At 70.6% G+C, this 20,224-nt stretch carries 19 protein-coding genes; 11 read left to right on the forward strand and 8 right to left on the reverse strand.

Annotated features, from left to right (window positions below; genetic code table 11):
• The first annotated feature begins 60 nt into the window (after positions 1-60).
• The 4 genes from ACZ63I_RS23670 (at position 61) to ACZ63I_RS23685 (ending at position 3,962) form a co-directional block, all read left to right on the forward strand.
• A complete protein-coding gene (locus tag ACZ63I_RS23670; RefSeq protein ID WP_469340979.1) occupies positions 61-1,464 on the forward strand; it encodes a family 2B encapsulin nanocompartment shell protein in 1,404 nt (467 codons plus the stop codon).
• Positions 1,465-1,671: 207 nt separating this feature from the next.
• Positions 1,672-2,718, forward strand: coding sequence for a family 2 encapsulin nanocompartment cargo protein polyprenyl transferase (locus ACZ63I_RS23675; protein WP_469340980.1), 1,047 nt, complete (start codon positions 1,672-1,674; stop codon positions 2,716-2,718).
• A 243-nt stretch (positions 2,719-2,961) separates the two neighbouring features.
• Complete coding sequence (locus ACZ63I_RS23680; RefSeq protein ID WP_469341125.1) at positions 2,962-3,486, forward strand: GNAT family N-acetyltransferase; 525 nt, start codon at positions 2,962-2,964, stop codon at positions 3,484-3,486.
• Between the two features lie 35 nt (positions 3,487-3,521).
• Complete coding sequence (locus tag ACZ63I_RS23685) at positions 3,522-3,962, forward strand: DUF6304 family protein (protein WP_469340981.1); 441 nt, start codon at positions 3,522-3,524, stop codon at positions 3,960-3,962.
• 100 nt (positions 3,963-4,062) lie between these two features.
• Here ACZ63I_RS23685 and ACZ63I_RS23690 read toward each other — a convergent pair whose 3' ends face one another.
• Both ACZ63I_RS23690 and snpA read right to left on the reverse strand, forming a co-directional pair.
• Positions 4,063-4,731: a hypothetical protein gene (locus tag ACZ63I_RS23690; protein WP_469340982.1), complete on the reverse strand. Its 669-nt coding sequence runs from the start codon at positions 4,729-4,731 to the stop codon at positions 4,063-4,065.
• 77 nt (positions 4,732-4,808) lie between these two features.
• Positions 4,809-5,495, reverse strand: a complete 687-nt coding sequence (gene snpA, locus ACZ63I_RS23695) for a snapalysin (RefSeq protein ID WP_469340983.1) — start codon at positions 5,493-5,495, stop codon at positions 4,809-4,811.
• Positions 5,496-5,673: 178 nt separating this feature from the next.
• Between snpA and ACZ63I_RS23700 the strand changes: the two genes are divergently transcribed.
• Positions 5,674-6,627 (forward strand): LysR family transcriptional regulator, encoded by a 954-nt coding sequence (locus ACZ63I_RS23700; RefSeq protein ID WP_469340984.1) that lies wholly within the window; start codon positions 5,674-5,676, stop codon positions 6,625-6,627.
• Between the two features lie 108 nt (positions 6,628-6,735).
• Here ACZ63I_RS23700 and ACZ63I_RS23705 read toward each other — a convergent pair whose 3' ends face one another.
• On the reverse strand, positions 6,736-7,347 hold the full coding sequence (locus ACZ63I_RS23705; RefSeq protein ID WP_469340985.1) for a TetR/AcrR family transcriptional regulator: 612 nt from the start codon (positions 7,345-7,347) through the stop codon (positions 6,736-6,738).
• Between the two features lie 106 nt (positions 7,348-7,453).
• Between ACZ63I_RS23705 and ACZ63I_RS23710 the strand changes: the two genes are divergently transcribed.
• Positions 7,454-8,479 carry a DMT family transporter gene (locus ACZ63I_RS23710; protein WP_469341126.1) on the forward strand — a complete coding sequence of 342 codons (1,026 nt, stop codon included), beginning with the start codon at positions 7,454-7,456 and terminating at the stop codon, positions 8,477-8,479.
• 318 nt (positions 8,480-8,797) lie between these two features.
• Here the strand turns inward: ACZ63I_RS23710 and ACZ63I_RS23715 are convergent, their stop codons facing one another.
• On the reverse strand, positions 8,798-11,926 hold the full coding sequence (locus ACZ63I_RS23715) for an AfsR/SARP family transcriptional regulator (protein WP_469340986.1): 3,129 nt from the start codon (positions 11,924-11,926) through the stop codon (positions 8,798-8,800).
• Between the two features lie 405 nt (positions 11,927-12,331).
• On the opposite strand from ACZ63I_RS23715, the gene ACZ63I_RS23720 reads away from it, so the two are divergent.
• Positions 12,332-14,641 carry an ATP-binding protein gene (locus tag ACZ63I_RS23720; RefSeq protein WP_469340987.1) on the forward strand — a complete coding sequence of 770 codons (2,310 nt, stop codon included), beginning with the start codon at positions 12,332-12,334 and terminating at the stop codon, positions 14,639-14,641.
• On the opposite strand, the gene ACZ63I_RS23725 is transcribed toward ACZ63I_RS23720, so the two are convergent.
• Both ACZ63I_RS23725 and ACZ63I_RS23730 read right to left on the reverse strand, forming a co-directional pair.
• The gene (locus ACZ63I_RS23725; protein WP_469340988.1) at positions 14,529-14,942 is read right to left on the reverse strand and encodes a hypothetical protein; all 414 of its coding nucleotides are present in this window, start codon (positions 14,940-14,942) and stop codon (positions 14,529-14,531) included. The two genes, ACZ63I_RS23720 and ACZ63I_RS23725, sit on opposite strands and share 113 nt — an antisense overlap.
• A complete protein-coding gene (locus ACZ63I_RS23730) occupies positions 14,921-16,123 on the reverse strand; it encodes a hypothetical protein (RefSeq protein WP_469340989.1) in 1,203 nt (400 codons plus the stop codon). Before ACZ63I_RS23730 ends, ACZ63I_RS23725 begins: the two co-directional genes overlap by 22 nt.
• 342 nt (positions 16,124-16,465) lie before the next feature.
• Here ACZ63I_RS23730 and ACZ63I_RS23735 point away from each other — a divergent pair, with 342 nt between their 5' ends.
• The 4 genes from ACZ63I_RS23735 (at position 16,466) to ACZ63I_RS23750 (ending at position 19,025) form a co-directional block, all read left to right on the forward strand.
• Positions 16,466-16,867 carry a RidA family protein gene (locus tag ACZ63I_RS23735; RefSeq protein ID WP_469340990.1) on the forward strand — a complete coding sequence of 134 codons (402 nt, stop codon included), beginning with the start codon at positions 16,466-16,468 and terminating at the stop codon, positions 16,865-16,867.
• Entirely contained in the window at positions 16,864-17,646 is a 783-nt protein-coding gene (locus tag ACZ63I_RS23740; protein ID WP_469340991.1) for a metallophosphoesterase family protein, read from the forward strand. Before ACZ63I_RS23735 ends, ACZ63I_RS23740 begins: the two co-directional genes overlap by 4 nt.
• A 78-nt stretch (positions 17,647-17,724) precedes the next feature.
• On the forward strand, positions 17,725-18,666 hold the full coding sequence (locus tag ACZ63I_RS23745; RefSeq protein WP_469340992.1) for a serine hydrolase: 942 nt from the start codon (positions 17,725-17,727) through the stop codon (positions 18,664-18,666).
• A gap of 35 nt (positions 18,667-18,701) precedes the next feature.
• Positions 18,702-19,025, forward strand: coding sequence for a hypothetical protein (locus tag ACZ63I_RS23750; RefSeq protein ID WP_469340993.1), 324 nt, complete (start codon positions 18,702-18,704; stop codon positions 19,023-19,025).
• Positions 19,026-19,157: 132 nt separating this feature from the next.
• Here the strand turns inward: ACZ63I_RS23750 and ACZ63I_RS23755 are convergent, their stop codons facing one another.
• Together ACZ63I_RS23755 and ACZ63I_RS23760 are read right to left on the reverse strand one after the other, a co-directional pair.
• Positions 19,158-19,607 (reverse strand): ATP-binding protein, encoded by a 450-nt coding sequence (locus ACZ63I_RS23755; RefSeq protein ID WP_469340994.1) that lies wholly within the window; start codon positions 19,605-19,607, stop codon positions 19,158-19,160.
• Positions 19,604-20,158 carry a hypothetical protein gene (locus ACZ63I_RS23760; protein ID WP_469340995.1) on the reverse strand — a complete coding sequence of 185 codons (555 nt, stop codon included), beginning with the start codon at positions 20,156-20,158 and terminating at the stop codon, positions 19,604-19,606. Before ACZ63I_RS23760 ends, ACZ63I_RS23755 begins: the two co-directional genes overlap by 4 nt.
• Between the last annotated feature and the right edge of the window lie 66 nt (positions 20,159-20,224).

The raw sequence follows: 20,224 nt of genomic DNA on the forward strand, positions 1-20,224 counted from the left end.
CACGGTCGGTGCTGAAAGTCTTTGTCCCGCAGGTCAGCACATGATCGAAGGGGAGACTTCATGTCGGTTGGTGACGAGGTCCGTGAAGCACAGGCGCCGCCCCAGCAGAGCCTGGGAACCGCCGCCGCGCGGAACCTGGCGACCACCACCAAATCGGTTCCGCAGATGCAGGAGATCACCTCGCGGTGGCTGCTGCGGATGCTGCCGTGGGTTCAGGTGCAGGGCGGTACCTACCGGGTGAACCGGCGGCTCAGCTATGCGGTCGGCGACGGACGCGTGACGTTCGTGCAGACCGGGGACCGGGTGGCGGTCATCCCCGCCGAGCTCGGGGAACTGCCTGCGCTACGTGATTACGAGGACGAGGAGGTGCTCGCCGAGCTGGCGAACCGCTGCGAACAGCAGGAGTTCGCCGCCGGCCAGGTCCTGGCGGCCAGCGGGGACGCGGACGACCGGGTGTTCCTCCTCGCGCACGGAAAGGTGGAGCGGATCGGCACCGGCCCGTACGGGGACGAGACGGTGCTCGAAGTCCTCGCCGACGGGGCGTACTTCGGCGACCAGGCCCTGCTCGACGCGGACGCCACCTGGGAGTACACGGCCCGTGCGGCGACGAAGGCCACGGTCCTGGTGCTGACCCGCCAGGACGTGCTGAACCTCGCGGAGCGCGCCGACTCGCTCAGCGGGCATCTGGCGGGCCTGGCGGCCATCCCCGAGCAGCGGACGAACCAGTACGGCGAGGCCGCGATCGACCTCTCGGCGGGCCATGTGGGCGAGGCCGCCATCCCCCACACGTTCGTGGACTACGAGGGCGCGCCGCGCGAGTACGAACTGAGCGTGGCCCAGACCGTGCTGAAGGTGCACAGCAGGGTCGCCGACCTCTACAACCAGCCGATGAACCAGACCGAGCAGCAGTTGCGGCTCACGGTCGAGGCGCTGCGCGAGCGCCAGGAGTACGAGCTGGTCAACAACCGCGAGTTCGGCCTGCTGAACAACTGCGACTACGGCCAGCGGCTCCAGCCGCACGACGGCGGCCCGAGCCCCGACGACATGGACGAGCTGCTGTCGCGGCGGCGCGGCTCGAAGCTCTTCCTGGCCCATCCGAAGGCCATCGCCGCCTTCGGCCGCGAGTGCAGCAAGCGCGGGATCTACCCGGACAGTGTGGAGGTCGCGGGACACCATGTGCCCGCCTGGCGCGGGGTGCCCATCTTCCCGTCCAGCAAGATCCCGATCTCGGACGCGCGGACGACCTCGATCATCTGCATGCGTACCGGTGAGGCCGAGCAGGGCGTCATCGGGCTCCAGCAGAGCGGCATCCCCGACGAGATCGAGCCGAGCCTGTCGGTCCGCTTCATGGGGATCGACGAGCAGGCGATCATCTCGTACCTGGTCACGGCCTACTACTCGGCCGCGATCCTGGTGCCGGACGCCGTGGGTGTCCTGGAGAACGTGGAAGTGAGCCGCTGGTAGTGAGGCGGCGGGAGTGACCCGTCGGCAGTGAGACGCCGGCAGTGAGGCGCCGGACCGGGTGAGGACAGCCCGGAGGGGCCGGCCGGACCGTACGAGCCCGCCGGCCGGCCCCTCCGGCACCCGCCCCGCACCACGGCCCGTTTCCTCCACCTCGCCCCACCCCGCCCCCCACCTCGTTCCCCCGTCGCGCCGCAGAAGGAAGCGATCATGACCATGACCAGCACGGACGCCCCCGCCGAGGGCCATGAGGCGGTGGCGCTCCTGGAACGCACCCGGACCGTCGTCGATCCGGAACTGCGCTCCACCGTCGAGTCGTTGCCGGGCTCCATACGGAGAGTCGCGATGTACCACTTCGGCTGGGAGCATGCCGACGGCACCCCGTCCTCCGGCCGGGCGGGCAAGGCCATCAGACCCGCCCTCGTACTCTCCGCGACCCGCGCGCTGGGCGGAGATCCGCGGCAGGCCGTACGGGCCGCGGTCGCCGTGGAACTCGCCCACAACTTCACCCTCCTCCACGACGACGTGATCGACGAGGACCCGACCCGTCGGCACCGCGCCACCGCCTGGACGGTCTTCGGCACCCCGGACGCGATCATCACGGGCGACGCCGTGATGGCGCTCTCGCTGCGGCTGCTCGCCGAGGACCCGCATCCCGCGTCGGCGGCGGCCTCGGCCGCCCTGGCGTCCTGCGTCATCGAACTCTGCGCCGGCCAGCAGGCGGACTGCGCCTTCGAGGACCGGGGGCCGCACGAGGTCACGCTCGACGAGTGCCTCTCCATGGCGACGGCCAAGACGGGCGCCCTGCTCGGCACGTCGTGCGCGCTCGGCGCGCTCTACGCGGGCGCCGGCGCCGAGGAGGTCGCCGCGCTGGACGCGTTCGGCAGGGAGGCGGGCCTGGCCTTCCAGCTCATCGACGATCTGATCGGCATCTGGGGCGACCCGGACCGTACGGGCAAACCGGCCGGCGCCGACCTGGTGGCCCACAAGAAGTCCCTGCCGGTCGTCGCCGCGCTCGCCTCCGGCACCCCGGCCGCCGAGGAGCTGGCCGAGCTGTACCGGGGCCCGATGGACGCGGCGGACGTCCAGCGCGCGGCGGCTGCCGTCGAGCGGGCCGGCGGGCGGGACTGGGCGCAGCTCCAGGCGGCCGACCGGATGTCCCGGGCGGTCCATCAGCTCTCCCGGGCCGTCCCCGACCTCACGGCGGCCGGCGATCTGATGGCCCTGGCGGAGTTCGTCACGCGCCGCAGCCGGTAACGACTCCGTCGCCCGCTGGGACAGCCGGGCGCCCCAACTCTAAGATCGCCTCGTCCTATTGACGACACGACGATCAGCGAGGAGGGCCGGATCATGAGCCAGGCGACAGACACGGCCGCGGAATCGGGCGCGGGGCCCGGCGGGGTGCCGGGCGGGCTGCCGGGCCAGGTGCCGGGCGTAGGGATCCGACAGGCCGGGGAGGAGGACCGGGCGACCCTGGTGCGGCTGCTGGACGAGGCGTTCATGGACGACCCGGTGAGCAGTTGGGTCTTCCCGGACGAGGCGCAGCGGCGCACCCTGCACAGCAAGTTCCTCGGCGTGTTCGTGGACGTGGCGCTCACCGAGGGACGCGCGGACATCACGGAGGACGGCAACGCGGCGGCGCTCTGGCTCCAGATACCCGCCGGGCTGCCCGAGGAGGAGGACGACACCCCGGCCAGGATGCGGGAGGTCTCCGACCCGGACAACGAACGCGCCGAGCTGATCGGCCGGCTGACGGGTGCGATCCATCCGCACGACCGGGCCCACGAGTATCTGCTGATGATCGCGGTGTCCCCGGAGCACCAGGGCCAGGGCCTCGGCAAGGCGCTGATCGAGCCGGTGCTGGAGCGCTGCGACCGCGAAGGGACCCCGGCCTATCTGGAGGCGAGCAGCGAGCGCAGCGGCCGGCTCTACGAGCGGCTCGGCTTCGCCTTCACCGGCACCACCGTCGATCTGCCGGACGGACCACATATGTGGCCCATGTGGCGCGATCCGCAGGGCGGCTGACGGTGAAAGATCCCGTTAGCGCTACAGTCCGCGCCATGACAGCGGAGTTGACGGATTCATGGGCGGGTTGGTACCGGGACCGCCAGGGCGCGGAAGCGATCACCTTTACGACGAGCGGGCATGAGGTCCGGACCCGGATCAGGGAAGTCGAGTACCAGGGCCCGGATTTCGCCACCCTGGAACCGGTGGGCGCGGGTGAGGTGCTGTCGTCCTGCGTCATGGAGTGGGACGTCCGGCTGCCGGTCGTCGCGGCGGGGGTGGCGCAACAGGCCACGCTCAACTGCCTGCTGACGCTCGGTGAGCGGCAGACCGGAGCACCGGCCGGCCGCGCCGAGCTGAGCCTGACGCTGCACTGCGCGGGGGCGGCGTACGAGTCGGGTATCTCGGGCGGCGGTTTCGGCGGGGCGCTGGAGCGGATCAGGCGCCAGCTCCCGACCGACACGGAACTGGGCGGCAGGCCGCTGGTGGGCGCCTGAGTCCGGCCATCGGCACCACCACCACGGCCACCACCAGCACCACCAGCACCACCAGCACCACCAGCATCACCATCGGCATCAGGCTGCGGAACCGACCGGGTCAGACCCGGCCCGGCGGGCTGAACGGGGGGTTGTCGTCGAGGAGTACGAACCCCTCCTCGACGTCGGCCGGCTGGAAGCCCGCCGAGAACAGCGCGTCCAGCAGCCCGTCCAGCCGGGCGCGCGCGGCGGTCCGGCCGGCCCCTGGCACCCGCTGGACGACGGACCGCTCCTGTACGCCGGGGGAGAGCACCCGGCGTGCGGTGCGCGCCACCTGGGCCGAGTGCCGCTCGGCGAGCGCGGCCAGCCGCTTCGTGTCGTACGGGATGGCCAGCCGCAGCGTGATCCGGTGCTCGAAGTGGCAGTGCGGGGGCAGCGCCGCCGCGTCGGCGTCCGTCAGCGGCACCCCGTCGTTCCAGGCGGCCGCCTCGATCCGCGTCCGTACGACGGCGAAGCCGGCCTCGGCCAGCAGCCCGGCGCACGCGTCGGCGGCGTGCCGCTGCTCCTCGTAACTGCCGGTGCCGCGCCGGGTGAGCGTCGGCCGGCCCGGCGTACGGCCCCGGTCCAGGACGGTCGGGGTCAGGGTGAGGCCGTGGGCGTCCGCCCAGTCGGCGAGCTGGACGCTCGTGCGTAACGTCGTCCGTACCGTGAGCTGGGTCTGGAAATCGCCCTCGACGGCCGGCCGAAGGCCGCTGCCGGGCGATGCGCCCGTGTTCGTACTGAAGTCCACCGAGCGACGCTACCAAGGGAAAGGGCGCCCCACCGTACGAAGCGTACGGTGGGGCGCCCTTCCGGCGTACGGACGGGTCAGGACACCTTGGCGAGCGCGGCGGCGATGCCGTTGGCCCACAGGGCGTCGACCTGGGAGCGCTCCGACGCGTCCGGCTGGCTGTTCGTGCAGGACGTACCGGGTCCGCCGCCCGACATCAGCTCACTGCACGGACCGTCGTAGGTGTCGGGCAGACCGAGCACGTGCCCGGTCTCGTGCGTGGTGACACGGACCGAGTCGTACTGCTGGTTCTGGGCGTAGTCGAGGAAGACATAGCCCCGGCCGTGCCCGTCGGTGCTCGCGTACGAGCCCGCCGGGTCGTTGCCCTCGTAGTAGTCGAAGTCGGCGTTGCTGCCGGCCTGGAGCTGCACGTTGGAGACCGCGCTGTTCCAGATCGACGCCGCGCTCGATATCTGGCCGGCGAAACTGGGCGCCTGCGACGGGTCGTAGACGACGGTGACAGCCTGCGCGCCGGGGTTGGCGGCGCGCTTCTGCGCGGCGGACTTGAGGACGGCCTCGAAGAACGCCTTGTTGTTGGCCGCCTCTTCCTTCGAGCCCTCGTAGGCGGCGACCGAGGTCGCGGCCGGCGAGGAGAGGGAAGTGGCGCCGGCAGCGCTGGTGGGGGCAGCGCTGCCGGTGGCTGCGGTGGCGGGAGCGCCGAAAGCGGTGGCGAGGCCGAGGCCGATTCCGCAGATTGCGGACATCACCGTCTTGGGGTGTCTCATGTGGGGGGACTCCTACTCGTCCGTAGAACGAATTCGGTACCGCAGAGTCTCGGTGAGTCCGGCCCCGCGCGGATGATGGCAACAGCCGATAGCACGGACCAATCACCGCGAAGTCCGCGCCTATTGCAGCGGTTTGGGCCCCTGGTGCAAGCGGAGCAGCACGCTCTACGCTCGGAGGATGGAGCTGGAGGTAAGGCACTTGCGTGCCGTCTGCGCCATCGCCGACACGGGGAGTCTGCACAAGGCGGCGCGGCTGCTGGGCATGAGCCAGCCGTCCTTGACCACGCAGTTGCGCCGGATCGAGAACACCCTGGGCGCCGAACTGTTCTCCCGTGAACGGACCGGCTGCCGGCCGACCCCGCTCGGCCGCTCGGTGCTGAGCCGGGCCCGGCCGCTCGTCGCGGGGATGGCCACGCTCGTCGCCGAGGCGCACGCGGCGGCCGGCCGGGCCGACGGGCCGTGCCTGCGGGTCGGCTCCACCGCGAGCCGCGCCCTGGCGGGCTGGCTGCGCCGGCTGCGCGACCGGCTGCCCGGCACGGACATCACGCTCCACATGGACGTGTCGGCCGGCGCCCTGCTGAAGATGGTGGCCGCGGGCCAGTTGGACGTGGCGTTCGTCCACGAGGTGGAGGGCTGCCCGCTGCCCGTCCCCGAAGGGCTGGAGCGGCGCGTACTGGTCGAGCGCGAGCCGCAGTTCGTCTCCATGTCGCTGGACCACCCGGCGGCGGCCAGCTCCGTCGTGGAACTGGCCGACCTCGCCGACGACCGCTGGATGATCGACCCGACGGTGGACGGCGAATCGGACGGCCTGCGCCGCGTCCTGGGCGCCGCGGGCCTCAACCCCCGTGTCATGCACGGCGACTATCTAACGGCGGCAAATTTGATCGCAGTCGGCGAGGCGGTCGCCCCCTGCCAGCCCACCTCGGGCCCGCGCGACGACATCGCGATCAGACCCCTGCGCGACGACCCGCTGGCGGTACGGCTGCTGCTGTTCTCCCGCCCGGGAGGCGAAGGCGCCGAGGCGTACGAGGACTTGACGGCGGCGTACCGCGAGGCGGCGCTGCGCACGGTCGCGTACCGCCAGTGGCTGACCCACCACAAGAGCCCCTTGCTGCACGCGCCCGCAGCCTGAGCCACGCCCGCGCCGCCCCCGCACCCGCCCCACGGCGTAGACCGGCACCAGCTCCGCTCCCGCCCCGTGACGTAGACCGGCACCGGCGCCGCTCCCGCGCGAAGCCGGTCAGCCGGCGGGGGGCCGTCCCGGTGCGCTGACCAGCGCCCGTGCCTGGTCCCTGGCGTGGCCCACCGGATCCGGGAACGTCCGCAGCCCGTGGGCCACGAGCGCGCCTTCGTGCAGCAGCGCGAGGGTGCGCCCCAGCGTCTCGGGCTCCGGCGCCCCGGGATCGGCGGTCCGTGCCTCGCGGGCGAGCGCGGTGAACAGATCCAGCATCCAGACCTTCTGGCCGGTGATGATCGCGTACGCGGGGTGGCCGGGGTCATCGATCTCCGCGTGGGCGTTGACCATGCTGCATCCCCGCCGACTGAATTCGTCCATCCAGTCCCGCGAGGCGTCGAACACCGCGACGATCCGCTCCGCGGCTCCGCCGCCTGCGGCGTCCGTGGCGGCGAGCCGCTCGGCGAGGAACGCGCGCCAGCGCTCGTCGCGCGCGGCGAGGTACTCGACGACGAGCTGCTCCTTGGAGCCGAAGCGGTCGTAGAGCGTCTTCTTGGTGACCCCGGCCTCGGCGGCGATGAGATCCACGCCGACGGCATGGATCCCGCGCTCGTAGAAGAGCCGGGACGCGGCATCCAGGGCGCGGCGGGCGCCTGGTGTGAGCACGATCCGTTCCATGGTTCGACTATACCGTTCTGTTTACGTCGACAGGTCGTCGGGCACGCGACTAAACAGATCGGTTTACTCGCACCCTCCCGGATGGTGATTCCCCGTGCAGGTCCTGATGGCAGCCGCGTTCGTCGTCTGCTGGAGCTCCGGCTTCATCGGAGCCAAACTCGGCGCGGGCAGCGCCGGCACGGTGACGATCCTGATGTGGCGCTTCCTGCCGCTCGCCGCGGTCCTCGGGCTGGCCGCGCTGACCGTCACCCGCGCCTCCTGGCGCGGTCTCACGGCGCGCGACCTGCTCCGGCAGGCGGCGGTCGGCCTGCTGTCCCAGAGCGGCTACCTGCTCACCGTCTACTACGCGATCCAGCTCGGCGTCTCCAGCGGCACCACCGCCCTCGTCGACGGCACCCAACCCCTGGTCGCCGGAGCCCTGGCGGGCCCGCTGCTGCGCCAGTACGTCTCGGCGCGGCAGTGGCTCGGGCTCTGCCTGGGCGTCGCGGGCGTCGTCCTGGTCACCACGGCCGACGCCACGGCGACCGTGTCGGCCGGGGTCCGGCCGTGGGCGTACGGGGTGCCGTTCATCGGCATGCTCTCGCTGGTCGCCGCGACCTTCGTGGAGGGCCGCAGCCGCACCCGTACCGCACCGTCGGTCGCCATGACGCTCCACTGCGCCACCAGCGCCGTCGTCTTCACGGCCCTGGCACTGGCCACGGGTGCGGCTGCACCGCCCGCCGACCCGGACTTCTGGCTGGCGATAAGCTGGCTGGTCGGCCTCGCGACCTTCGGCGGCTACGGGCTGTACTGGCTGGTGCTACGGCGCTACGGCATCACGAGGGTCAACGCACTCATGTTCCTGATGGCCCCGGTCACCGCGGTCTGGGGCGCCCTGATGTTCCACGAACCCTTCGGCCCACGCACAGCCGCGGGCCTCGCGCTGGGCCTGGCGGCGGTAGCCGTCGTCACCACCGCGCCCGCTCACGCCGGTGACGCTGGTCGTCCTGGGCTCGCGCGCCGTTGCTGTCGACTACTCACGGTTCGTGCCGCATCCGGAGACGTCCGCAATCCGCAGGCCACGAGCGCACCTTCGTGCAACAGCACGAGGGCGCGCCAGCGATCCGGGCTTCGCGGCCCGTGGAATTCTTGAATACTAGCGAGGGGCAGACGTGCTGAACTGATGGTCGCGAGTGGCGACAGCCGCGTGCGCAGCCTTCGGAGAAGTGGAGTAAGCCTCCGATGGATTGCAGATCGCGCATAGCGATATCATCACAGCAAATGTGCAAAGTGAAACAGGTATTGCTTTGCTGATGGCTCTGTTCCTTTTGGGCACTATGAGTCTTTCTCCATGCTTCGAACTCGGCGCTGTGGGACGAAGATCTCCCGAGGAAGAGCCTGTCAGATGCTGAGGCGAGTGGCAAGCTTCGAGGTGCCCTTTACGCAGACCCTGCGCTGCCCATCCCGTGCCTCAGAGTCTCGCCAGGAGTTCGTCGATCCGATCGGCCTCACGGGAATCCCCGAGGCTGCTGAAAGCTGCGGATGCGCGTACCCAAAGCGCCCGAGCATGCTCGACATCTCCGGTTTCGGCACGGAGGGTGGCCAGGCAGTCGAGAGCCATACCGGTCTCTCGTACGGCACCGATGTCGATGGCCAGGGCGAGGGCACTCTCCAGATGGTCGCCGGCCGCGGTCCAGTCCTTGAGGTGCCGTTGCGCTTCGCCCCAGCCGCGCAACGCCTGCGCCTCCTCGTGGACGGCGCCGATTTCTCTGGCCAGGTCCAGCGCCTGACGATGATGTGCCGCAGCTTTGTGGTGCTGAGCCGCGCTCTGGTAGGCGACGCCCATGCGGTGAAGCGTGATCGAGGCGTTTCGCCGGTCTCCGCGTCTGCGGAATATGAGCAGCCCTTGCCGATATTTTTGCAGGCATTCCTCCAGTTCGTCGACAGAATTCATGGTGTCGGCGAGATTAACCTGCGCCATGGCGCGGTCGGATTCACTTCCGGTAGTGGAAAGTATTTCTAGCAGATCGCTAAGAACGAGTCGTGCAGACTTCATATCTCCAGTGTGAATGTAGAGATCTGCAAGATTATTGAGCGCCCGCGCAGCTTCCGTTTCATTGTTGCATTCACGAAATCCGGAAAGTGCTTCGAGGAATAGTTCAAGAGCGGCTGCATGGTTTCCCAAATGCCGATGTGTGATTCCGAGATTGTTTCGTGTGCGCGAAGTCTGAAAAACATCCCCTTCGCGTAAGCGAAGATCTAACGCTCGGTTCTGGAAAGAAAGAGCTTCGGTGTAGCGGCCGAGATTCCAATTGAGTAGGCCCAGAAAATGGAGGGCCTCTGTCTCGGCCGACGCCGTCCCCGCCATTTGTGACAGGCCCAGCGCGCGCAGGCCGGAATCGAGGGCCTCTCCATAGTGGCCGCCGTGCGACTGGGCAGACCCGAGGCTGATCAACGCCAGGGCCTCGGCCTGCCGGTTGCCCCCCTCGTGCCAGTGGGCCGCCGCCGCCGTGTGCATCGCACGGGCCTCCGACCAGTAGCCCTCCTCGTCCAGGAAGCCCGCCAGTACGTGGGCCAGTCGCGCGGCCGTCGCGGGGTTGCCGTGATCTCTGGAATGACGCTCGGCCTCGACGAGCGCCGCCCGCTCGTCGTTCAGCCACTGTCTGGCGCCCTGTGCGTCACTCCAGTCAGGCGATCGAGTGCTGGATGAGAGTTCGAAAAGGTCGAGTTGTGAGTGGTGCGGATACACGGCGCGGGCCGCCTGCGCGCAGGACTCCGTGTAGAAATCGATCAAGCGTTCAACGGCCGTGTCGCGTACGTCCGGCAGGTCCTCGGCCGTCGTGAGGGTGCGGGCGAATTCCCGGAGCAGGTCGTGGTACGCGTACCGCTCGGGGGACGGCTCAGAAATGAGGTGCGCGTCGAGGAGTTCTTCCAACATCCTTTCGGATTTATCGGGTTCGCGGCCCAGCAGGGCTGCGGCCGCGTGGAGGTCGAAATCCGGCCCCAGGTGCAGGCTCAGCAGCCGGAACGCGGTGCGTTGATCTGCGGGAAGCGTGTGGTACGACATCTCGAACGCGCGAGCGATCTCCATCGAGAAGCCGTCCCGGATTTCACCGAGCCGGCCATGTTCCCTGGACAGCCTGCGGATCAGGTGCGCCGTCGTCCACGAAGGACGTGATACCAGCCGGCCCGCCGCCAGTTCCACGGCCAGCGGAAGGTTTCCGCACAGCCGGGTTATCTCGGACACCTCCGCCTGATTGCGGCTGCGCTCCTCGCCCGCCAACTGCCGGAACATGGCGTTGGCCTCGTCCGCCGTCATGACGTCCAGGAACAGCGACCGCACCCCGGGCAGGCCGGTGAGCCGCCGGCGGCTGGTGATGATGACCAGGGACGGGGAGTCCCCCGGGAGCAGCGGGCGGACCTGTTCCGCGTCGGCTGCGTCGTCGAGGACGATCACCGCGCGGCGGGTGGCGAGCAAGGTCCGCCAAAGAGACACCAACTCGCCCAGCTCGCCGGGGATTTCGGAGGCGGGTACGCCGAAGATCCGTAACAGCGCGGACAGTGCCGCCTGCGGGGTGAGCGGGTTACGGCCCGGCGCGTGTGCCTCCAGGTCGAAGTGGACCTGGCCCGAGGGGTAGGAAGGGGTGAGGCGCCGGGCCGCGTGGACGGCGAGGGTGGATTTACCGATGCCCGGCATGCCGCTGATGGCTTGGAGGGCGATCACAGCGCCGCCCGGCCCCGGCCCCGGTGCCTGGAGCGCCCGCATCTCTCGTTCCCTGCCGACGAGTTCACCGTGGCTCGGCAAGGTGTGCGGCGCCGCCGAGACCGGTTCGGGCCGTGCGAGCAGCTCCGCCACGGGAGCCTGGTTCAGGATGAGTTGCTGGAGCCGCGAGAGTGCGCCGCCCGGCTCTGCGCCCAACTCCTCGCTCAGCCGGCGTCGTACGGTGTCGTACACGCGTAACGCGTCCGCCTGCCGGCCGCAGCCGTAGTCGGCGACCATCAGATGGCCCGCCAGGCCCTCGTCGGTCGGATGCTGTTCGAGCAGCGTCGTCAAGTCCGGTATCAGCTCGGCGAAATGGCCCATCCGTAACTCGACGGCGATACGGGTGAGCTGCGCGGCCAGATGCTTCTCCGCCATATTCGTCCGGACGCTCTCCGCCCAGAGGCCGGGCAGCCCCGACAGCGGCTCGCCCCGCCAGCCCGCTTCGGCCTCCTCCAGCAATGCGAGTGCCTGGACGTCGTCCCCCGCGTCGGAGAGGGATCGCGCTTCTGCCGTCAGTCGCTGGAAGCGGTGCAGATCGACCTGATCGGGGTCGATTTCGAGCGTGTACGAACCCGCCTGCTGCGCGAGACGGACATCGCCGTCCGCGCTGTCGAGTCTTCGGCGGATCCGCGCCGCGTACACATGCAGGCTCGCCCGTGGCTTGCGGGGCGGATTGTCGTCCCACAGCCGGTGGATCAGGGTGTCGAGGGGGACGGGGCGGCCGGCGTCAACGGCCAGCGCGGCCAGGGTCAGCCCCTCCCGGGCGGTGCCGAGTGCGTCTCGGCGACCGCCGGAGCGTAATTCCACCGGCCCCAGGATGAGTATCTCGAAGGTCACCAGCGCCCCCATACCCGGTCCGCTGCCCGCGGGCCCCTGCCAAAGGATCCCACGACGTCAACTTCGATCAAAAGATGGCGTCAGTTGAATACTTATCTTGGCTTGAACGTTCATTAGCTGAATTATTCAGTCTGCAATAGACAAAGTATGGGTAAGTTCCGATCAATCAATGGACGGGCGCCTCTTCTGACCGGCCGCGACCGGACGTCGGGGACAATGCACATACGGGGGAGGGCGGTTGCATTGGGCGAGGTCACGGCTGTCGAGCTGCGTGTGGCTATGACAAAGGCATATGCCAGGCCGGGAGGGTGGCGGGCGCTCGTCGGCGCGCTGGAGGGCGTGGGGGGCGTGGATCCGGCGACGGTGTTACGGGTTCGGGCGGCGGCGGAGGGTGACGTCGGTGGGTTGGCTGACGAGCTGGCCGAACAGGCATCCACAGCAGCGGAGTTGGCTCGGGCGTTGCGGGGGTGGATCGATGCGGGCGGGGGAGTGGCAGGGCCGGTCGGCAACACCGTCTCCGGTGACACGTCGATCGACGGGCACCTCGTCCAGGCCCACCACATCCAGGGCGGAGTGCACTTCCACGCCCCGGCCTCCGTCGCCGCACCGGCCGCTCCCGCCGTCCCGCGCCAACTGCTGCCCGTACCGGCCGACTTCACCGGCCGTACGAGCGAACTCGCCACCCTCGACGAGCTGGTGGGCCGGCCCTTCGGCGGGCCCGCGATCGTCGTCATCAGCGGTTCACCGGGAGTCGGCAAGACCACCCTCGCCTCCCGCTGGCTGAGTGCTCTGGCCGACGAGTTCCCCGACGGGCAGCTCTACGCCGATCTGCGCGGTCACTCAGGGCAGGACCAGCCGCCGGCCGGGCCCGGCGAGATTCTCGGACAGTTCCTCCGGGCGATCGGCGCGCCGGACTCGCCGGCCGGGCTGAGCGAGCAGGCCGCCCTGTGGCGGTCGCACACGGCGGGGCTGCGGCTCGCCGTGATGCTCGACAACGCGGTGAGCGCCGCGCAGGTGCGTCCGCTGCTGCCCGGCGGGCCCGGCACGCTCGTCGCCGTCACCAGCAGGTCCCGGCTGACCGGACTCGGCGTCGACGGCGCGGCGTTCGTCCAGCTCGGCGCGCTCGCCGTGAACGACGCCGTCGATCTGCTGAGGCGCCGGATCGGCGCCGACCGGGTCGGCAGGGAACCCGAGGCCGCCCGGCAGGTCGTCACCGCGTGTGCCGGACTGCCGCTGGCCGTGTGCGTGGCGGCGGCGCGGATGGCGGTGCGGCCGCGGCAGCCGCTCGCCGCCATGGCCGGGGCTCTCGACCGGGACGGCGGCGCGGGCCGGCTCGACACCCTGAGCATCGAGGGCGGGTACGCCGTGCGGGGCGCGCTGGACGAGTCGTACCGCCATCTGCCGCCCGGACTGGCCGTGGGCTACCGGCGGTTGGGGCTGCTGCCCGTCGTCGTGTTCGGCACGGCCGTCGCCGCCGCTGCCTGTTCTGTACGTCCGGACGAAGCGGCTCTGCTGCTCGACGATCTCGCCGAGGTGAATCTGTTGGAAGAGCTGGGTCCCGACCCCGTCTCCGGGGCCGACCGCTACCGGTTCCACGATCTCACCAGGGCCCACGCGGCAGACCTGGCGGGCGAGTTGGAGACATCCGCCGACCGGCGCGACACCGTACGCCGGGTCGTGGACGCGTATCTGTTCACCGCCACGGCCGCCGAGGCCCTGCTGGCACCGAGCCACCGCACCTTGCCCCGTTACTACGAATCCCCACAGGACCCCGGGCGGCAGCCGCCGTTCACCGGCGCGCCCGGCGCGCTGAACTGGTTCAATGCCGAACTGCCCCATCTCATGGCCGCGTTACGCACGGCGGCCGAGCACGGCTGGGACAGTACGGCCTGGCAGCTCGCCGACGCGATGTGGCCCGCCTTTCTCCGATTACGGCCCTACGACCTGTGGATCGAAGCGCACGAGATCGGACTCGCCGCTGCCCGCAGGGTCGGGGACCGGCAGGCCGAGAGCCGGATGCTCACCTCAGGCGGCACCGGACTGCGCAACGCCGGGCGCTACGACGAAGCCGTCGAGTGGTTCGCCCAGGCGAGGGAGGGTGCGATCCGGGATGGCGACCGGCGCGCCGAGGCGCAGGCGCTGCACGGCATCGGCCAGTCGCACCGGCTCGCAGGACGGCTGGCCGAAGCCGCGACGTTCTTCACCCCGGCGCTCGAACTGCGTGAGGAGATCGGCTACCGGCGCGGCGCCGCGCTCACCCGGGTTTGCCTCGGCGACGTGGCCCTCACGGTCGACCGCCCCGAACAGGCCGTCCCGCTGCTCGAACGCGCCCGCGCGGACCTGCTCGCCGAACACGACGCGTACGACGCCGCCCGCGCCCTGGCGTTTCTCGGCCGCGCGTCCGCCCGACTCCCGCGCGCCGGGCGGACCGTCGACGACATTGAGCGTCAACTGATCGCCGCATTGGGTGAGTTCGAGGAGACCGGATCCCGGCACTGGCAGGGCCGGGTGCTGGAGATGCTCGGCGAGTCGGCCGAGGAACGGCAGGACGGCGCACGGGCCAGGAACTGGTACGAGCAGTCCCTGGCCCGCTACGCCCAGGTCAGCGCGCCCGACGTACGGCGCCTGGAGGAGCGCCTGGACCGTCTCCCTCCACCGGACCGCGGACCGGACCGGCCGTCCGGCCGGTCGCCGGACCGGCCGTCCGAGCCCTGACCAGCCAGACGTACAGCAGCGACGAGAAGCGCACATAACCCTCGGTGGAGAAAGCGGCCCCGACCGGCAGCCACCTCACGACGACCCGGTCACCGGCGCGGGCCGCCGCCACACATCCGCCGTCCGTGCACCGTACGACGGTCAGCAGGCACCCCGGCCGCCGCCGCATCGTCCGGCGGGCGAGCCGTAACGCCTCGCCGTACGGGCGGAGTACCGAGGCGTGGAGCACGTCGGCGCATTGCAGCCACCGCTCGTCCACCCCGCCGTCGAGGTCGATGTTCAGATGGCCGTCGGCGACCATGTCAGCCCCTCCTCCGACTCCAGCGGTTCCGGCAACGGCAGCGGCCGTACTGCCGGTTGATGGGCCGGTCGGCCGAGGCCCAGGATCCGGTACATCAGCTTGCGCATCAGCTCGTTGAAGCGGCCGGGCTCGGACGAGATCCGCGCCGCGATCCGCGCGTACTCCCGCGCCGGGTACTCGGCCGCCGCGTAAGCCAGTTGTTCGGGCACCGGGTGAGCCGGTGACAACGACGGTGCGACCTGGGCCAGTTCGGCCCCCGGTGACTCCGGATTGACGTCCCCGTCCGGGAATCGGGCCAGCAGGATGGCCGCCCGCGTCAACGTGGCGTACAGCGTGACGGAACCGTGGTCCCCGATCACCCAGTCCGCCGCGATCAGATGCGAACGCCAGTCGGCGTCCGGCGGTACGACCGCGACGCCGCGCCGCCGGAAACCGGCCAGCCACGCCTTCACCTGCCAGTCGCCGTGGCCGGCGTGGATGTTGGGGTGCAGCAGCACCGCGATCCGGTACTTGTGGCGCGGCAGCTCGGCCACGAGTCTCGGCAGCAGCGCGTCGATCCGGTTGAACGACGACCCCAGCCCCCACGTCGAGCAGACCATGATCAGCCCCTGCTCGGGGCGCACCCCCAACGCCTCGCGGTAGGCAGCACGATGCGGAAGGCTGGCGGTGATCCGGTCGTGGTCGGCGTCACCGACCACCTCGGCCACCGGCAGCGCCTCCGGGCACCAGCGCTCCAGAGCCGTCAGGTCGGACCGGTGGGCCAGCGCGAACGCCTTCGGTACGACCCGCCCGTCCCACATGAGGTACGAGCGCCCCAGCCCGCCGACCGTCCGCGGCTCCCCGGTCGGCTCCCCGGCCGCGTTGCTGTCGGTTACCCCGCTGTCGGCCACCCCGCCGTCGATCACCCGCGACATCTTCATGTGCCCCGCCCCGTGCGGCAGCCGGATCAGCGGCGCGCGAAGCCGCTCAACTCCCTGCGAACCGGCGGCGAGCGCGAGGTCGAACTCGGTGCGGACCGCTTCCTCCCATGGCATCACGGTGCTCCCCATCGCGCGCAGCGAGCGCGCCGCGCCCTCGTTGAACGCGTGCGGCGCGATCGTGAAGACCACCTGGATCCGCAGATCGGACTCCAGCAGCGGCAGCAGCTCGCGCAGCCGCTGCCCGTACACCTCCGTATGCACGACGACCAGCACCTTCCGGCAGCCGGTCAGTGTCAGCCACTGACCGGTCTCCCGCTGTACCGGGCCGGTCTTCCGCTCTACCGGGCCGCCGCTCAAGGGCCGCCCTCTCACATCAGTCATCAGATCCCCCGACGCTGTTTTCGGACCTTTCTTCCGGGCCTTGCGTGACGTGACATGCCCTCGCAGGTCGGTCGGAGGCTTGACCGGGCCTTGCCGAAACCTTGCAGCGGGCCGCCCGCGCCGACACGCGCGCGGCGCGGGAAAACCAGTGGGCGGGGAGGGGGACGAGTGACGAGAATGCCGGGGCCGGTACGTGTGGGCCCGGCGCGAGGAGCGACATCGATGGTTCGCCGTACGACCGTGCCCGGCCTGTTCCCCCCGCCGGACTACGCGCATGCGGCGGTGGTCGACACCGACCGCCGCCTCGCGTTCCTCGCCGGGGCCGTACCGCTCGACGCCGAGGGGAACCTCGTAGGCCCCGGCGACCTGGAGGCGCAGACCCGGCAAGTGCTCGCCAACATGGAGACGGCGCTGCGGGCCGTCGGCTGCGGGCCCGGCGATGTGGTGTCCACCGAGGTGTACGTGGTGTCGCAGGACCCCGCCGAACTCGGCCGCGTGTGGACGGTCGTACAGGCCGGCGGCCTGACGCTCGGCCCGCACACGTCGACGCTGCTCGGGGTGGCCTGCCTCGGGTACGCGGGCCAGCTCGTGGAGATCACCGCCGTCGCGGAGGTGCCGAGTTGACCGCCCCGCGAACCGGCCGGGTCGCCGTCGTGTCCGACATCCACGGCGTCCTGCCCGCCCTGGAGGCGGTGCTGGCCGAGCCCGAAGTCGCCGCCGCGGCACGGGTGGTGGTCACCGGCGACATCGCGGCGGGACCGCAGCCCAACGAGGTGCTGGAGGTGCTGACGGGCCTCGGCGACCGGGCCGTACTGATCGGCGGCAACGCCGATCGCGAACTGGTAGAGCTGCGCGCGGGGTTGATGGCCGAGGTCCCCGGCGACGCGATGGCGACCTGGGCGGCCGGGCAGCTCACCGCGGACCATGTGGCGCTGCTCGCGGGACTTCCGCGCACCCGGAGGCTGCCGGTGGTCGGCCTCGGTGACGTCCTCTTCTGCCATGCGACGCCGCGCGACGACGAGGAAGTGGTCCTGGTGGACTCCCGGCTCGCCCGCTGGGCCGAGGTGCTGGCCGGCCTGGACGACGGCGTACGTACGGTCGTGTGCGGCCACACCCATATGCCGTTCGTCCGGCTCGCGCACGGCCGCCAGATCGTCAACTCGGGCAGCGTCGGCATGCCGTACGGCCGGGCGGGCGCGCACTGGGCGCTGCTGGGCCCCGGCGTCGAACTGCGGGTCACCCGTTTCGACACCGAGGCGGCGGCGGCCCGGCTCGGCGCGGAGTCCGGGTATCCGGACATCGCGGAGTGGGCGGAGTACGTCCTCAACGCCGGCGCCGGTGACGCGGAGGCGCTGGAGGCTTTCGGCCCGAGGGACGGGAGGAAGGGCCCGAACGGAGCCTGATCGGACACGCGTTGACGGGAGCAAAGAGGGTGAAAAACCCATAAATACCCGAACGCGTCATCGATTACCATCGAACGCGTGCATGAGGACATGCCTGGTCGGCGCCAGCGCTCCCGCAGGGAGCAGCGACGCCGCCGCAAGGCCAAGAGACGGCGGGTGACGTGGGCGGTCACCGCCGCTGTCCTGCTGATCGGCGGCGGCGGTACGTACGCGGCGACGAAGGCGCACGAGGACGACAAGGGCACGCCGACCGCCCAGCGCACCCTGCGCTCACTCCGGCCCTCCCCGTCCCCCACCCCCGTACCGATGGACCTGCGACCGGCCCTCGCCCCGCTCGCGGCCACCCTCTCCGGCAACGAACTGTCCGTCGCGCTGCTGGACACCGGGAGCGGCAAGTGGGCCACGTACGGCGACGGCGCCTTCGACACGGCCAGCATCGTCAAGGTGGACATCCTTGCCGCACTCCTGCTCCAGACGCAGGACGCGGGGCGGGAGTTGACGGCGAAGGAGCGGGCCTACGCCGCCGATATGATCGAGAACAGCGACAACGAGGCGACGAGCGCGCTGTGGACCGCCATCGGCAGCGCCGTCGGCCTCGACGCCGCCAACAAACGCCTCGGCCTCTCCGAGACCCAGGGCGGCGGCGGCACGGTCTGGGGCGTGACCAGGACCACCGCACAGGACCAAGTGCGCCTGCTGCAAGCGGTGTTCGGCGAGGACCCACCCCTGTCGGCGGCCTCGCGCCGGTACATCCAGGACCTGATGGGCCACATAGCCAAGAGCCAGCAATGGGGCATCTCGGCAGCGGCCGACACCGGCACCAGCCCGGCCCTCAAGAACGGCTGGCTCCAGCGGACCGCGACGGAGAAGTGGGACGTCAACAGCATCGGCCGGATCGAGACCGGCGGCCGGGTCTATCTGATGGCGGTCCTGCTGAACGGCTGTACCACGGAAGAAGCAGGCATCAAGATCGTGGAACAGGCGGCCCTGGTAGCGGTGAAAGGTTTCTCCTCAACCTGAACACCCCACCGGGAAAGAACCGGAGGACGAACGACATGACCAGCGATCCCGTGTCTCGGTCAGTGGGCGCACACACCGCCGATCCGTGCCCCCGGTGCCGCGTCGAGGCGTTCCGCGCCGGCCGGCCCATGGCGGGCGCGGGGTGGGGTGTCGTCGGCTACGTCTGCGCCGACTGCGGGCACACATGGTCCCGCCCGGTCGAGGACGACGTGGAGGTGTACGACATCGTCAGGGTGGACCTCTCGGACGCCACGCTCTACGGCACCGTCTGGCAGGTGGCGGGCGATCGGATCCAGGTGCGCGGCAGTGGCGGTGCCTGGCTGCGCTGGGTCGAGCGCTGGAGAGTCCACATCTACTGAGATCGACCCGCCCTGGGCCGACAGAGCCCGACGTCGAGCCCTCGGCGACCGCTTACAGCCCCGATGCCGGACCAGCCCGAGCTGTAGCCCCGCCCGCTGCCATCGGCTGCAGCGGGCGGGGGTCTCGTCTCGCTAGCTGCCGGGCTTGGCGCTGTCGTCAGCGCATATGGCCCACACGAGCTTGCCGACACCAGCACGGCCGCTGACTCCCCAGCACCCATGGGTGAGGGCGTCTACGAGCGCCAGGCCGCGGCCCGAGTCGGAGTCCGCCGTCGGCGCTCGCAGTTGCGGCTTGGTGTCGCCGGCGTCATGCACTTCAATCCGTACCCCGCCGACGAGACGCTCGAATCGCGTCTCGATCAGACGTCCCGGCACGCGCCCGTGCTGAACCGCGTTGGTCACCAGTTCCGAGAGAACAAGCGGTGCCGAGTCGGCCAAGTCGGTAAGGCCCCACGCCTGCAAGTGCCGCAGCAGCAAGTGGCGCGCCCTTCCGACGGATTGCGCGCTGCTCGGCCAGCGCTTGACCACAAGCGGCGGAAGGCCGTCGAGCGCGGACGCCTTGATGGTGGCGGTCTCGGTCATGCGTGAGCCTCCTGCGCTACGCGGTAGAGGGCTGTGCCCGTGGGACAACTGGACCCGTCGTCACGGCAGAACCCGCAGTCGCCAAGGTGCCGACGAAGGGCTTCTTCGGGGGCGAGCGCGGTATTCACGGTGACGAGTTGCAGGTAGCCGGGGGCGGACATGCGCTCTCGGTACTGCCAGGCGAACATGATTGCGGCCGCCTGCTCAGGGGCTTCGAGGATCGTGCCGTCGGTGAGCCGGACGGCGCCCATGCCTTCGGGCGGGTGCTCGTCAAACGGAAGCAGGCGGCGAAACCGCACGCATTCCGGGCATACTTCGATGTCCCACCCTGGTCCCGATAGCGAATGGGTCCGGCCGACCTCCACCGGGTCGTCCGTGGGCTGCTTACAGAAGCGGCACGCCGCTCGCGCCGCAGCGATCTGTTCGTCTTCGAGGGCCGGGCGAACGGTACCCGCAGGTACCCGCCATTCCGGGCCGCCTCGTACGGGGCGGAGGATAACGAAACCGGAAAGCTCGTCGATGACTTCGCCGGCGCGGCCTTCCTCGTCCACTCCTACCCAACCAGCGGGCGCTGGTCCGTCTTCGCTCATCGCGACATCTCTTTCCCGACCATGGCT

This window comes from Streptomyces sp. NPDC087906, from assembly GCF_055584925.1.